This is a genomic window from Spongiibacter nanhainus (assembly GCF_016132545.1).
In the GTDB taxonomy this organism is placed as follows: domain Bacteria; phylum Pseudomonadota; class Gammaproteobacteria; order Pseudomonadales; family Spongiibacteraceae; genus Spongiibacter; species Spongiibacter nanhainus.
The window spans coordinates 569,254-582,500 of record NZ_CP066167.1; the positions used below are offsets into that span (position 1 = coordinate 569,254).

The 13,247-nt window shown below is 59.6% G+C and carries 13 protein-coding genes; 5 read left to right on the forward strand and 8 right to left on the reverse strand.

All coding sequences use genetic code 11. The annotated features are described in order from the left end of the window. The first annotated feature begins 49 nt into the window (after positions 1 to 49). A complete protein-coding gene (locus I6N98_RS02610; protein WP_232787441.1) occupies positions 50 to 688 on the forward strand; it encodes an NUDIX hydrolase in 639 nt (212 codons plus the stop codon). On the opposite strand, the gene I6N98_RS02615 is transcribed toward I6N98_RS02610, so the two are convergent. The 6 genes from I6N98_RS02615 to I6N98_RS02640 form a co-directional block, all read right to left on the reverse strand. Further along, positions 626 to 1,306: a hypothetical protein gene (locus I6N98_RS02615; protein ID WP_198570269.1), complete on the reverse strand. Its 681-nt coding sequence runs from the start codon at positions 1,304 to 1,306 to the stop codon at positions 626 to 628. The two genes, I6N98_RS02610 and I6N98_RS02615, sit on opposite strands and share 63 nt — an antisense overlap. Next, positions 1,272 to 2,006, reverse strand: a complete 735-nt coding sequence (locus I6N98_RS02620) for a TIGR04219 family outer membrane beta-barrel protein (RefSeq protein WP_198570270.1) — start codon at positions 2,004 to 2,006, stop codon at positions 1,272 to 1,274. The genes I6N98_RS02615 and I6N98_RS02620 overlap by 35 nt, the downstream gene beginning before the upstream one ends. A gap of 77 nt (positions 2,007 to 2,083) precedes the next feature. Next, positions 2,084 to 3,091: a porphobilinogen synthase gene (gene hemB, locus I6N98_RS02625; RefSeq protein ID WP_198570271.1), complete on the reverse strand. Its 1,008-nt coding sequence runs from the start codon at positions 3,089 to 3,091 to the stop codon at positions 2,084 to 2,086. 22 nt (positions 3,092 to 3,113) lie between these two features. Beyond that, positions 3,114 to 4,394, reverse strand: a complete 1,281-nt coding sequence (gene hemL / locus I6N98_RS02630; RefSeq protein ID WP_198570272.1) for a glutamate-1-semialdehyde 2,1-aminomutase — start codon at positions 4,392 to 4,394, stop codon at positions 3,114 to 3,116. Positions 4,395 to 4,472: 78 nt separating this feature from the next. Beyond that, the gene (hemJ, locus tag I6N98_RS02635; protein ID WP_198570273.1) at positions 4,473 to 4,892 is read right to left on the reverse strand and encodes a protoporphyrinogen oxidase HemJ; all 420 of its coding nucleotides are present in this window, start codon (positions 4,890 to 4,892) and stop codon (positions 4,473 to 4,475) included. A gap of 3 nt (positions 4,893 to 4,895) precedes the next feature. Further along, entirely contained in the window at positions 4,896 to 6,632 is a 1,737-nt protein-coding gene (locus I6N98_RS02640; RefSeq protein ID WP_198570274.1) for a chloride channel protein, read from the reverse strand. 210 nt (positions 6,633 to 6,842) lie between these two features. On the opposite strand from I6N98_RS02640, the gene argC reads away from it, so the two are divergent. From argC to I6N98_RS02655, 3 genes are all read left to right on the forward strand, one after another. Further along, the gene (gene argC / locus I6N98_RS02645) at positions 6,843 to 7,883 is read left to right on the forward strand and encodes an N-acetyl-gamma-glutamyl-phosphate reductase (RefSeq protein ID WP_198570275.1); all 1,041 of its coding nucleotides are present in this window, start codon (positions 6,843 to 6,845) and stop codon (positions 7,881 to 7,883) included. A gap of 80 nt (positions 7,884 to 7,963) precedes the next feature. Then, positions 7,964 to 8,317 (forward strand): iron-sulfur cluster insertion protein ErpA, encoded by a 354-nt coding sequence (erpA, locus tag I6N98_RS02650; RefSeq protein ID WP_198570276.1) that lies wholly within the window; start codon positions 7,964 to 7,966, stop codon positions 8,315 to 8,317. A 175-nt stretch (positions 8,318 to 8,492) separates the two neighbouring features. Continuing rightward, positions 8,493 to 9,212: an OmpW/AlkL family protein gene (locus tag I6N98_RS02655; protein ID WP_198570277.1), complete on the forward strand. Its 720-nt coding sequence runs from the start codon at positions 8,493 to 8,495 to the stop codon at positions 9,210 to 9,212. Here the strand turns inward: I6N98_RS02655 and I6N98_RS02660 are convergent. Both I6N98_RS02660 and I6N98_RS02665 read right to left on the reverse strand, forming a co-directional pair. Beyond that, positions 9,209 to 10,324 carry an anhydro-N-acetylmuramic acid kinase gene (locus I6N98_RS02660; RefSeq protein ID WP_198570278.1) on the reverse strand — a complete coding sequence of 372 codons (1,116 nt, stop codon included), beginning with the start codon at positions 10,322 to 10,324 and terminating at the stop codon, positions 9,209 to 9,211. The genes I6N98_RS02655 and I6N98_RS02660 overlap by 4 nt on opposite strands. Next, complete coding sequence (locus I6N98_RS02665; protein WP_232787442.1) at positions 10,324 to 11,691, reverse strand: peptidoglycan DD-metalloendopeptidase family protein; 1,368 nt, start codon at positions 11,689 to 11,691, stop codon at positions 10,324 to 10,326. Before I6N98_RS02665 ends, I6N98_RS02660 begins: the two co-directional genes overlap by 1 nt. 225 nt (positions 11,692 to 11,916) lie before the next feature. Between I6N98_RS02665 and tyrS the strand changes: the two genes are divergently transcribed. Next, positions 11,917 to 13,221: a tyrosine--tRNA ligase gene (gene tyrS, locus I6N98_RS02670; protein ID WP_198570279.1), complete on the forward strand. Its 1,305-nt coding sequence runs from the start codon at positions 11,917 to 11,919 to the stop codon at positions 13,219 to 13,221. Positions 13,222 to 13,247: the final 26 nt, after the last annotated feature.

The following is a 13,247-nucleotide window of genomic DNA, read 5'->3' on the forward strand; positions in this document are numbered from 1 at the left end:
CAAAAAAAATTACAATGGTTGTCCAGTTGCCACCATCAGGATGCCGGTTTTGACCCACAGCCCCCACCCCACAGCGCTTCAGGCCATGTCCACCCGCATGCGGAATTTCCGCCCACGGCGGCGCTGGTGGCGGCGTTGGGTGAAGCGTTCTGCGGTGGCCTTGATCCTGCGTCAGTCCCACGGCGAGATCGAGGTGTTGATGATTCAACGGGCCGAACGGGAAGGCGACCCCTGGTCGGGGCATATGGCCTTTCCGGGTGGCCGCATGGACCCAGATGATCGCACCGGCCTGCGTACCGCCATGCGGGAAACCGAGGAAGAGATTGGTATCGATATCGAACGGGCCGGCAATGTGATGGGCCGCCTTTCCGATCTGGTCAGCCGCCCCCACAGCGGCCGCCGACCTATGGTGGTGTCGCCCTACGTGTTCAGCCTGCATATTCCGGTATCCATCGACAGTAATCACGAAGTGGCCGATACCGTATGGGTGCCGCTGACCTATCTGGCCGACCACCGGAACCGTCAGACCATGGAAGTGCAGCGGGGTAAATTGAATTTCGTCCTGCCCTGTTACCACTATAAAGGTAAGCAGATTTGGGGGATGTCGCTGCGGATGCTGGACGAGCTACTGGAGCTGGTCGGCGGCCTCGTCTCCATGGTTGAGGAAAATCCGGGTGTTGTTGAGTAGCTCCCGGGCTTTGTCTCGGGTGGGGTGATTAATGGCCTTGGCCAAGGTTTGATCGTCGACTGCGCCGTCAAACCACTGACGGAACAGCGAGGCGATTACCGGGGATTTTTTAGGGTCCAGATACTGCCAGCGTGAACCGTCGAGAATATTGCCCGACACCCGTTCGCTCTTTACTGGCAGCCAGTACACGCCGCAGCTGTTGAGACTGTAGTCGGCAACCCGCCCGTAACTGACATTTGCCTTGAAGGGGTTAAAGCCGCCCTCGGGGATTTCATCGATGCGGCTCAGCGCCATGATCCACTGACTGCCCACCGGAAAGCGCTCGACATCGGGGCGGCACAGCTCGCCGGTCTTGCCCCAGATGCGGATGCTTTCCCGGTACTCCTTGCCGCGCAGGATTTCGCCAATAGTCAGGTCGACGCTGTTGCCGCTGCGTTGACTGACCTGGCCGTAGACCACCAGGTCGGCACTGCCTTGGACGTCTTTGAAGGGGCCCTGCCACAGGCACTCGCAGGCGCTGGCGAAGGGCGCTGCCAACGCCAGAAACAGCCCGATCAGCCGGGCTATGCGCCGGCGGCGATGTTTAGATGTCGATAACCACACCCAGGAAATACCCATCAACGTTTACTTTGGCGCGCTCGTCGTTGTCTTCAAGGTCGACGTCAAAGTTGCGGTAGCCCAGTTCAAAGCCCAGCACACCCACTTCGTAGCCGAGATTGATGGTGGTGTCGGTGACTGAGTTATCGTCGATGCTCAGCACATTGCCCAGTACCGAGCCGTACAGGCCGGTGAGGGGCAAGTCGAAGCGGGCCTGCACGTAGGCCATGGGAATAACCGGGTCGACGTCGATCTGGCCCTGGTCAGTGTTGGTTTTTAGGCGAACTTCGCCATCGAAAATTCGCGCCGTGAGGCCGACGTCCAGGTTGAGCCAGTTGTCGAGAATTTCGTAATAGAAGGTGGCGTCGGTGTGGCCCAGGTCGGTGGTGGAGTCGACGGTATCGTTGACGTTGAAGGTGGCGCCGGCAAAGTTGACCTGCCGCTGAAAATCGTTGCGCTCAGAGATTTCCAGCTCAGTGCGCTGCAAACGCAATTCGGGAATAAAAATAATCGGGTGCTCCAGCGCCACATAAAAGCTGCTACCGCTGTCGTCGTCGTAGCCGAGGTCTTTCTCTACATCCAGTGTGTCGCCATTGGCGCGGACGTCACCGCTCCACTTCTGCTGCCACACATAGGCACCGGCGTGGGCGCCGAGGATGTCGGCCTGGGCGGCCATCGGCGCGGCGGCCAGCAGTGACGCGGCGATCAGTTTTTTATTCATGGTGTTCCCCCGGGGTAGATATTGTTGTTTGTCACCATACGATGTCGGTATGACGGCGTAAATACAGTTCCGTGCCCTTACGACAGTAATTTTGCCGCATCCTTGGCAAAGTACGTCAGGATGCCGTCGGCGCCGGCCCGCTTAAAGGCCAGTAATGATTCCAGAATCACCGCCTCGCGGCTCAGCCAGCCATTGTCGAAGGCGGCACAGTGCATGGCGTATTCACCGCTGACCTGATAGGCGTAAGTCGGTGCCGCCAGTTCGTCCTTCACCCGGCGGATAATGTCCAGATAGGGCATGCCGGGTTTGATCATGATCATATCGGCGCCCTCGGCCAGGTCCAGCGCACACTCGTGAAGCGCTTCGTCGCTGTTGGCCGGATCCATCTGGTAACTGTATTTGTTGCCGCCACCGAGATTGCCGGCGGAGCCCACCGCGTCCCGGAACGGGCCGTAGTAACTGGAGGCGTATTTGGCCGCGTAGCTGAGAATGCGCACATTGACGTGGCCGGCGGACTCCAGGGTCTGGCGTACTGCGCCGATGCGACCGTCCATCATGTCGGAGGGGGCGACCACGTCGGCGCCGGCGTCGGCCTGGGCCAGGGCCTGTTTGCACAGGGTCTCCACGGTCTGGTCGTTGAGGACGTAGCCGTCGTCGTCGATGATGCCGTCCTGACCGTGGGTGGTGTAGGGGTCCAGGGCGACATCGGTGATCACGCCCAACTCGGGGGCCGCATCCTTCACCGCGGCAATCGCCTTTTGTGCCAGGGCGTTGGGGTTGTAGGCCTCCGCCGCATCCAGGGATTTCTTGTCTTTGCCCACCACCGGGAACAGCGCAATAGCGGGGATGCCCAGTTCGACCAACTGCTTTGCCTCTTCGGCCAGTAGGTCCAGGCTCAAGCGCTCGACCCCCGGCATGGAGGCCACCGGCTCCCGCTGGTCCTGTCCTTCCCGGACAAACATGGGGTAGATCAGGTCGTCGACACTGAGGGTGTTTTCCCGCATCAGCCGGCGACTAAAGTCGTCGGCCCGCATGCGCCGCATACGGGTGCCGGGGAAAGGGCCGCGGTGGAGTGATTTGGACATAGTCTGTCTCGTCGTCTTGGGTTTACAGGGTGGCGAATACCCGCTCGGCTACGGCCAGGGTTTCCTCAATGTCCGCCTCGCTGTGGGCGGCGGAGAGAAAGCCCGCCTCATAGGAAGCCGGCGCCAGATACACGCCGCCCTCCAGCATGCCGTGGAAGAAGCGGTTAAAGCGCTCGGTATCGCAGGCCATCACCTGCTGGTAGTTGGTGACCTGCTCGGCGTCGGTGAAAAACACCCCGAACATGGTGCCAACGTGGTTGCTGGTCATGGCGATGCCGGCGGCATCGGCGCGCTGTCGCAGGCCCGCAACCAGTGCGTCGGTGCGGGCAAAGGGTGTGTCATAAAAGCCCGGTTGGCTTAGCGCATCCAGCATGGCCAGGCCCGCCGCCATCGCCGCGGGGTTCCCCGACAGGGTGCCGGCCTGGTAGACCGGGCCCAGCGGCGCCAGTTGTTCCATGATCTCCCGTTTGCCGCCAAAGGCCGCCACTGGCATACCGCCGCCAATGACTTTGCCCAGGCAGGTCAGGTCGGCGGTGACACCATAGTGCCCCTGGGCGCCGGCGGCTCCCAGGCGGAATCCGGTCATCACTTCGTCGATGATCAGTACGCTGCCAGAGTTGTCGCAGCACTGGCGCAGGGCCTCCAGAAAGCCGGGGATGGGCGGTACGCAGTTCATATTGCCAGCCACTGGCTCAACGATGACACAGGCAATCTGGTCGCCGAACTGCTCGAAGGCAGCTTTCACGCCGTCGATGTCGTTGTAGGTCAGGGTCAAAGTGTGCTCGGCCAGCGCTGCCGGCACCCCGGGGGAGCTGGGCGTGCCGAATGTCAGTGCGCCGGAGCCGGCCTTGATCAGCAGTGAGTCGGAGTGGCCGTGGTAACAGCCTTCGAACTTAACGATTTTGTCGCGGCCAGTGGCACCCCGGGCCAGCCGGATGGCGCTCATGGTGGCTTCGGTGCCGGAGTTCACCATTCTGACCATATCCATGCCGGGCACCAGCTCACAGAGCCGGTCTGCCATGCGGGTTTCTATTTCGGTGGGGGCGCCGAAACTCAGCCCTTTTTTAACTTGCTCAGTGACAGCCTCTACCACCGCCGGGTGGGCGTGGCCCAACAACATCGGGCCCCAGGACAGCACGTAGTCGATATAGCGTTTGCCGTCCTCGTCAAAGAGGTAGGGTCCTTCCGCCCGGGATATAAATCGCGGGGTGCCGCCCACCGCTTTAAAGGCGCGGACGGGGCTGTTTACGCCGCCGGGAATGTGGACTTTGGCCTGTTGAAACAAATCGTCTGAACGCGTCATAAAACCCCAAAACGGTTGAAATTAAACACAGTGCGCCGGGAATTATCCCGGCTTGGCGGCGCTTCGGCCAGCGGCTCGTTAAAATGGTTTGAGCACTGCCAGCAAAACCACAGCAAAGAGAGCAATTACCGGCGCTTCGTTAAACCAGCGATAGAAGACGTGACCGCGTTGATTTTCGCCGTCGGCAAAACGCTTTACCAGTTTGCCGCAATAAATGTGGTAGGCCACCAGCCCCGCGACAAAGGCCAGTTTGACCCACAGCCATCCGGCGCTGAGGTAATAGCTCGGGTTGAGGCTGATCAGCGCCAGGCCAAAGATAATGGTAAGCAGCATAAAGGGCGTCACAAAACGATACAGCTTGCGTTCCATGGTGGCCAGGTGCTCTCGGGTAGCCGGATGCTCGGCCATGGCGTGATAGACGAACAGCCTCGGCAGATAAAATATGCCGGCAAACCAGCACACCATGGCGATAATATGAAACGCTTTAAGCCACAACATGGTTTAAAACCTTATCGGTAAATTGTAGTGATCGGACAGGGCTTCACGGGTGATAACGCCCTCGTCCGGCGGCCCTCGATACCCGGCGGCATTGCTGACAAACAGCGAGTCCAGGCCGGCGTCGTTCATGGTGTGCAGTGCGTCCAGCAGAGTGCCGCCGACATCGAAAGTGGCGGTGGGGCGCAAGTTATCTAAGGTGGCCAGCAGGTCCAGGCGGCCCCCTTCCTCTAAGGTTAATTCGCTGAGGATGGGAAACCAGTGCTCGCGGTGCACAATGATACGCCGGTTCTGGTCGTTGGTGATCACCAACCAGCGCTTGGGCTCGTCCACAATAGCCGCCAGATCGCTATGGGGAAGATTGCGGTTCACATGGCGAATATTGCGGTCCATGATCGCCGCCGCACTGGTGCGCAACAGAGCCTGGGTAAGGGGGCTGGCCCGCACTGACTGGCTCAGTGCGGTCAGGGTGGCCTGGGGCGAAGACTGCTGGCCGAACAGCTCTCGGTGCACCAGCTGGGCGGCAATGACCGCCAGCATGGCGGGAAAGATAATATTGAGGTTGTGGGTGAGTTCAATAATGGCTAACAGCGCCGCCAGTGGGGCGTTGAGGATGGCCCCCATGCAAGCTGCCATGCCCAGCAATACATAAAAATTGCTGCCGGCGGAGAGCTCGGGGAACAGCGCTGTGCCTACCGTGCCCAGTCCGGCGCCGACAAAGGCGCCAATCAAGAGGCTGGGGCCCACCACGCCGATGGGCATGCCCAGCCCGCAGGCGGTGGCGGTAGCCAGCAGTTTCAGGCCCAGGATCAATACCAGCGCGGTCATTGTAAATTGCCCGGCCAGCACTCCCTGCAGGGTGTCGTAGCCAATGCCCAGTACTTCCGGCGCCAGCAGCGCGCACAGTCCGGTGATGGCACCGGCGGTGCTTAGGCGCAGCCAGATCGGTTTGTTTAGCCAGCGCAGACAGGTTGCTTGAATGGCCACAAATAAACTCGATACCGCGCCCGCCGCCAGGCCCAGCAGGGCGATAAAGGGCAACTCCAATAGGCTGGTCATGGTGGTGCCGCTGGCCGGCAAGAAGATTGTGGCGCCGAATACCGCTTGGGACAGCGTCGTCGCCATTACCGCCGCGATAATCACCGGCACAAAGCCCGCCACGGTGTACTCCAGCATCACTACTTCCATGGCAAAAATCACCCCGGCAATCGGCGTGTTAAAAGAGGCGGCAATTGCGGCGGCGACCCCACAGGCGGCCAGTACCCTCAGGCTGTTATTGGGCAGGCGCAATACGCCGCCTACGAGACTGCTGGCAGAGGCACCGACATGCACGGCGGGGCCTTCCCGACCGCCCGACTGGCCGCTCATCAAGGCCAACAGAGCACCGAAGAATTGGCTGATCATGTTGCCCAGAGGCAAGCGCCCGCGGCCGCTGTGCAGCGCGGCGATAACGTGGGAGATGCCGGTCATGCGATAGGTTTGGGGGAGAAAGTGAAAGACCAGCCCCAAAAACATGCCCCCTAGCAGTGGCAATAAAAAGTGCCAGTGGCGAGACAGGCCCTCGAAGTTTTCTGCGGCATGCCCGGGCAGTGCAAAACTCAGGGTGCCCTCCAGCGCCAGTCGGAACAGAATCATCAGCGTCGCGGTAACCAGGCCGGCGACCGCGCCCAATACCGCGTAGGCAAAGGCGGCGTCGGGGCTCGCCAGGCGGCGGCGAAGGGAGTGAAGCCAAGCGTTGGGCATGATCAATGGTTGCTTGCTGATCGCTGTTGAGTGTCGTGGAAATCGCGTGTTATGGCCAAATCCATTACCATAACGGGCCTGAGTATATAGGGTGTGGTGTCGCTGGCCCAATTTTCTGCTGAAGGTCGGCAGGTGGTGGCGATGCTGGGCCAAAATGTAGTGACGAGCTGATAGCCAGATTAGATGGCTCAGCTGAATTGGAGTAGTAGCGTGTTAAAAGTCGGAATCGTCGGTGGTACAGGTTATACCGGTGTGGAGTTGTTGAGATTGCTGGCCTCACACCCCCAGGCGGAGGTGGCGATGATCACCTCACGGGGGGAAGAGGGCGTCGCAGTAGCGGACCTCTATCCCAACCTGCGGGGGCACTACGATTTGTGCTACACAGTGCCGGATGTTGAGCAGCTTAGCAGCTGCGACGTGGTGTTCTTTGCCACCCCCCACAACGTCGCCATGCAAATGGTGCCGGATCTGCTCAGCGCCGGTACCCGGGTGGTGGATTTGTCGGCGGATTTTCGTATCCGCGATGCCGCCGTGTGGTCGGAGTGGTATCACGAGACCCACGCCTGCCCCGACCTCCTGGCAGAGGCGGTTTACGGACTGCCGGAGACCAACGCCGAGGCGATTAAGTCGGCCAAGCTGGTGGCCTGCCCCGGCTGTTACCCCACCGCCATCGAGCTGGGCTTTTTGCCCTTGCTGGAACAAAAAATGGTCGATCCCAAGCAGTTGATTGCCAGCGCCGCCTCCGGTGTCAGCGGCGCCGGCCGCCAGGCCAAAGTGGACAATCTGTTGGCAGAGTTGGATGGCAGCTTTAAGGCTTACGCCGTAAATGGTCACCGCCATCTGCCGGAGATTGAGCAGGAGTTGGCGATTGCCGCCGGTGACCACGTTGGCTTGACCTTTACGCCCCACTTGTTGCCCCAAGTGCGCGGTATTCACGCCACACTGTTTTCACAATTGACCGATCCCGCTGTGGGCCTGGACGAATTGCATTTTGCTTTCGAGCAGCGGTTTGCGTTGGCGCCCTTTGTGGATGTAATGCCACTGGGCAGCATGCCCCAGACCCGCTCGGTGCGCGGCTCCAACGTGTGCCGCATTGCCCTGCACCGGCCTCAGAACCGTTCCACCATCGTGGTGCTGTCGGTGATCGATAACCTGGTGCGCGGCGCGTCCGGCCAGGCCATCCAGTGCATGAATTTAATGTTCGGCCAGCCCGAGACAGCGGGGCTGGACGGTATCGCACTGATGCCCTAAAACTTGACCTTTTTACTCGGATAATCCGATAATGTTGTGTCCGGCCGCTGTTTCGGCCGGGCGTTATGAGAGGTTGTGCAATGTCAGCGGTTGAAGAATTTACGCCATCAGTGATTCAAGTCACCGACCGAGCGGTGGCCAAGGTCAAAAGCCTGATTCAAGAAGAGGGCAACGATGACCTGAAGCTGCGCGTCTTTGTTACCGGCGGCGGCTGCTCGGGCTTTCAATACGGTTTCACCTTCGATGAGCTGAGTGACGAAGATGACACTCAGGTTGAGCGCGACGGTGTGGTGGTACTGGTAGACCCACTGAGCTATCAATATATCGAGGGCGCCGAGTTGGATTACATGGAAGGGCTGGAAGGTTCCCGTTTTGTGGTGACTAATCCCAATGCCACCACAACCTGTGGCTGTGGCTCTTCTTTTGCTGTCTAACCTGCTCTGTTGTAAGCGACTTATTCACACCTCCTAACTCGTCTTTTATTGCGCTGGATCAGTGTTTAGGCACCCGGCGCCACCATCTACGGGTTTTTGCTGATCCAAATCAAACTACACGGTTAGTGGTTTCGTTGTAATTGCTCCACGACTTTTTCACTGTGGAGATTCACCAATGAAACCTTATTCAGCTCTTGCGCTATCAGCGCTGATTGCCGCACCCGCCGCTTTGGCTGTAGACACTAGCTATAGCCCTGGACAATGGGTGGTTCGCGGTGGGTTGACTCAGGTCGAGCCTCGGGAAGACAGCGACAATATCAAGGCCAACGGCGAGGTACTGCTACTCGGTGGTACTCTGATGTCGCCGGGACAGCCATCCTCGGTAGGTATCGACAACGATATTCAGCTGGGGCTTACCGTTGAATATATGCTCGATGCTAACTGGGGTCTTGAGTTGCTTGCCGCGACACCTTTTGAACATACCGCTACTGGCAAGGGTGCCATTGGTGGCCTGGACATCGCCGACTTCAAACACTTGCCGCCAACCCTGAGTGCGGTCTATCACTTCACCGCCATTAACGGCTTTCAACCTTATGTTGGCGCCGGTATCAACTACACCTTTATCTATGACGAAGAGCTGACCTCCGACGCTAAAGCGGCGTTTTCCGGTCTGGGTCTCGAAGGCGGCAAGATGAAGCTGGATGACTCCATCGGGCCATCGCTGCAGGTGGGAGCGGACTACCACGTTAACGAGCAGTGGTTGATCAATGCCTCGGCGCGGTGGATCGATATCGATACTGAGGCCAAGATCAAGTTCGATGGCGGCACCACCTTGACCTCTGATATAGAAGTTGACCCGATGGTGTATACCGTTAGCGTTGGCTACAAGTTTTAGGCAGGATAAATCGCGCCCAGGATGCGATCACCTTGGGCGCCGGTTACTGCGGCTACATTGCCGCACAGCTTATTAAGCGTCGCGTGGGCCAGCCAGGCAAACGCGGCGGCTTCCACCCAGTCCGGCTCCAGTCCCAGGGCTTGCGTAGAGTCCACCGCAGCGGGTGAGACCCGTTCTGCGATTCGTTTCCGTAGCGCGCTATTGGCAGCGCCGCCCCCGCACAAATAGATTTCCGGTTGTTGTAGATTCTGCTGGCTTATGGCATCGCCCAGGGTGACTGCTGTCAGCTCCAGCAGGGTGGCTTGAACATCCTCGGCGGCCAGACCGGGAAAATCCCGCAGTAGCTTTTGTATTCCGCCCAGGCTGAATTGCTCTCGCCCGGTGCTTTTCGGGCCACTGATCTTATAAAAAGGGTCGGCTAATAAGGTGTCGAGCAGCGGGGGGATTACCTTGCCACTGGCGGCCCAGTTGCCGTCGCGGTCAAAGGGCTCACCGAGATGGTGTTGCGCCCAGCAATCCATCAACACATTACCAGGGCCGGTGTCGCAGCCCCTTACCGCGCCATCGCGCGGCAATACCGAGATGTTTGCCATGCCGCCGATGTTGGCGACGATGCGGTCCCGGTTCGGATTGGCAAATACCGCAGCGTGAAAGGCGGGCACCAGCGGTGCGCCCTGACCGCCGGCGGCGATATCCCGGCGGCGAAAGTCGGCGACCGTGGTGATGCCTGTTATTTCGGCGATGGTGCTGGGGTCGCCGATTTGCAGCGTGAAAGCGTTTGGGTGTGGCCGTTGAGCGTCCGGTGGACGGTGACGAATGGTCTGGCCGTGGCTGCCAATGGCGGTGATATCCGGAGCTTGAAGGCCTGCCTTGTCCAGCAGCGCCAGGGTGGCTTCGCCCAGTGCGGCCCCCAGCTGTCGGTCCGCGGCGCCGGCCCTGTCGATCTCCCCCTCTGTACCCTCGCATAGCGCCAGTAGTTCATTGCGTAGTGCGGGTGCAATAGGGTGGCTGTGATGTGCCTCCAGGGAAAGGGTGCCGCCGTCCAGATTAAGCAGTGCGGCGTCGATGGCGTCCAGGCTGGTACCGGACATCAAGCCGACGTAGCGCGGCATCAACCCTGCCCGCTGTCGGCAGCGTAGTTGCGCTGAGCCGCATAGGTGCGTAGCTGCAGTTGCAGGCCGCTGATTTGGGCGAGAAAGTCGGGCATTTCGCTCTTGCCAACCCGAGTGGGTGGCGGCAACTTGTCGACGATAGTGGCCGGGTTGCGGTGTACGCCGTTGACCAGAAATTCGTAGTGAAGATGAGGGCCGGTCGCATAACCGGTTGAGCCCACCCAGCCGATGGTCTCGCGTTGACGGACCCGTTCACCCTGGCCCACAGCGCGCTTGTGCAGGTGAAGATATTTGGTGATATAGGCCTCGCCGTGCTTGATAAACACGTAGTTGCCGTTGGGTTTTGAATAGCCAGACTTAATCACCCGGCCATCCCCGGCGGCATAGACCGGCGTGCCTCGAGGCGCAGCGTAATCGACGCCGCGGTGGGGGCGAACGGTTTTAAACACCGGGTGCAGGCGCTTGGGGTCGAAGCGGGAGCTGATACGAGTAAAGTCCAGCGGCGCGCGCAGGAAGGCTTTGCGCATACTTTCACCGGTCTCGGAGAAGTAGTCCACCTCGCCCTCGGCGTCGATGTAACGGTAGGCCTGAAAGGAGCGGCCCTGATTAAAGTACTGCGCCGCTAGAATCTGCCCGCTGCCCAGCTTCTCACCGTGCAGGTAGAGCTCTTCGTAGATGACGATAAAGAAGTCGTCTTTGCGCACGTCGTACACAAAGTCCAGCACGCCGCCAAAGATGTTGGCCAGCTCCATAATAATGTTCTGGCTGACACCGGCCTCATTGGCGGCCCGATATAGCGAGGTAGTGATGGTGGCGCTGGCAACCCGCTGGCGAACCTCCGGCTTCTCCCGCACTTCGGTGGTGGTAAAGCCGGCAACACCCCGCTCAAACACCAGGCTCTGCAATTTGTCCACTTGGTAGCTCATGGCGCTCAGTGCGCCGTCGTCATCCACCTGGAAGGCGATGGTTTGGCCGGGTTGAATCTTGTTGAGCGCCTTGGCCTTGGGCGCGGTAGTCAGTACTTCGTGAAGTTCCTGGGGCGTCAGGTTGGCGCGACTGAAAATACTGGATAAGGAGTCGCCGGGGCGGACTTCCACTTTGCTCCATTCCGGCTCCGGGGCCTTGACGGGCGGCGCCGCTGCCACGTCTTCCTCGGTTTCGTTTTCAATGGCGGCGACCGGGGTCAGCTCAAGGTTGAGGGGGATAGCGGTGCGCTTGGCCTCGGCGTTTTCGCCGGGCAAAAATAGCAGCGACAGCCCCAGAGCGAGGAGCGTCGATGCGGCGAGGGCGAGATGGCGGCGGGGGAATTTGCCGGCCGCCTTTCGCAGTGTCGCATGCCGTTGGCTGTCGTTGTTGAATATCATCATTTGGCTGCGAAATTGCAGTAACTGCAAAAAGTACCGAGATTTATAAGGTACAAGTATAACAAATAGGCAAAGTCGCGAAAGCCCGTATTTCCCGTAGCTCGAGGGCTGTGCGTTGGCTTTTTCGGGGGCTTGAGGTATCTTGCGCCCTCGCTGTAAACGGCGGCGGGGGTGGTTGAGGCTTCCGCTGGCATTGAATTTGGCTCCACACCGGAAAGGTTTCTATAAATGGCACAGCCCGACGCAAATTTGCTGACCGACCTCCAGGCTAGAGGTCTGGTGTCACAAATGACTGGGGAAGACGGACTCGCCGACTACCTGGCGTCCGGCTCGCGCACGCTTTACTGTGGTTTTGATCCCACGGCAGATAGTCTTCATATCGGTCATTTGGTTCCCCTGTTGGCATTAAAACGGTTCCAGGAGGCGGGTCACAAACCGATCGCACTGGTGGGTGGGGCTACTGGCCTGATCGGTGACCCCAGTTTTAAAGCCCAGGAGCGACAGCTCAATACGCCGGAAGTGGTGTCCAGCTGGGTAGAGCGACTCAAGGGCCAGGTGTCGCGCTTTGTGGATTTCGACTGCGGTGACAACGCCGCAGAAGTGGCCAACAACCTGGACTGGTTTGGCCCAATGACGGCGCTGGAGTTTCTGCGGGATATCGGCAAGCACTTCTCAGTGAATAGCATGATCGCCAAAGAGTCGGTCAAGCAGCGCATTGACCGTGAGGGCTCGGGAATCTCCTTTACCGAGTTTAGCTATTCCCTGTTGCAGGCTTTGGACTTTGCCGAGCTCCACAAGCGCTATCAATGCACCCTGCAGCTGGGTGGCTCGGACCAGTGGGGCAATATTACCGCCGGTATCGATCTCACACGTCGCATGCACGGTAGCCAGGTGCACGGCATGACCATGCCGCTGGTGACCAAGGCGGACGGCACCAAGTTTGGCAAAACTGAAAGCGGAACAATCTGGCTGGATGCCGACAAAACCTCCCCCTATGCCTTCTATCAGTTCTGGCTGGGAACGGCGGACGCCGATGTCTATAAATTCCTCCGCTACTTTACCTTTCTGGATGTCGAGCGCATTGCCGAGATTGAAAAAGAGGATCAGCAGGGCGGGCGGCCCCAGGCTCAGCGGGTGTTAGCTGAAGAAATGACCGGGCTGATTCACGGGCCCGAAGGCTTGGCGGCGGCTCAGCGTATCACTGAGGCGCTGTTTTCCGGCGAGTTGACCTCGCTCTCCGCCGAGGACCTGGAGCAGTTGAAGTTGGATGGCCTGCCCACCACTGAGCTGGTGCGCAGCGAGTTGGAGGGGGTGCCCCTCACCCAGCTCTTGGCTGACGCTGGACTGGCCAATTCTGGAAAGCAAATTAAAGACGCGCTGGGCCGCCAGGCGGTGTGGGTGAATGGCGAGGCCATCGGTATGGAGGCCAATATGGCGGCGCCCAGTGTGTTCGCCGCCGAAAAAGCGATGGCGGGCAGCTTCTACGTGGTGCGCTTGGGCAAGAAAAAGTACCATCTGCTGATCGTTCGCTGAGCAAATTGCTCAGCGAATCGCCGATT

What these genes read in the sequence shown, in the direction of transcription:
- I6N98_RS02615 (WP_198570269.1), bottom strand. Translation starts at nt 1,306, where the DNA reads ATGGGTATTTCCTGGGTGTGGTTATCGACATCTAAACATCGCCGCCGG.
- I6N98_RS02620 (WP_198570270.1), bottom strand. Translation starts at nt 2,006, where the DNA reads ATGAATAAAAAACTGATCGCCGCGTCACTGCTGGCCGCCGCGCCGATG.
- hemB (WP_198570271.1), bottom strand. Translation starts at nt 3,091, where the DNA reads ATGTCCAAATCACTCCACCGCGGCCCTTTCCCCGGCACCCGTATGCGG.
- hemL (WP_198570272.1), bottom strand. Translation starts at nt 4,394, where the DNA reads ATGACGCGTTCAGACGATTTGTTTCAACAGGCCAAAGTCCACATTCCC.
- hemJ (WP_198570273.1), bottom strand. Translation starts at nt 4,892, where the DNA reads ATGTTGTGGCTTAAAGCGTTTCATATTATCGCCATGGTGTGCTGGTTT.
- I6N98_RS02640 (WP_198570274.1), bottom strand. Translation starts at nt 6,632, where the DNA reads ATGCCCAACGCTTGGCTTCACTCCCTTCGCCGCCGCCTGGCGAGCCCC.
- erpA (WP_198570276.1), top strand. Translation starts at nt 7,964, where the DNA reads ATGTCAGCGGTTGAAGAATTTACGCCATCAGTGATTCAAGTCACCGAC.
- I6N98_RS02655 (WP_198570277.1), top strand. Translation starts at nt 8,493, where the DNA reads ATGAAACCTTATTCAGCTCTTGCGCTATCAGCGCTGATTGCCGCACCC.
- I6N98_RS02660 (WP_198570278.1), bottom strand. Translation starts at nt 10,324, where the DNA reads ATGCCGCGCTACGTCGGCTTGATGTCCGGTACCAGCCTGGACGCCATC.
- I6N98_RS02665 (WP_232787442.1), bottom strand. Translation starts at nt 11,691, where the DNA reads ATGATGATATTCAACAACGACAGCCAACGGCATGCGACACTGCGAAAG.
- tyrS (WP_198570279.1), top strand. Translation starts at nt 11,917, where the DNA reads ATGGCACAGCCCGACGCAAATTTGCTGACCGACCTCCAGGCTAGAGGT.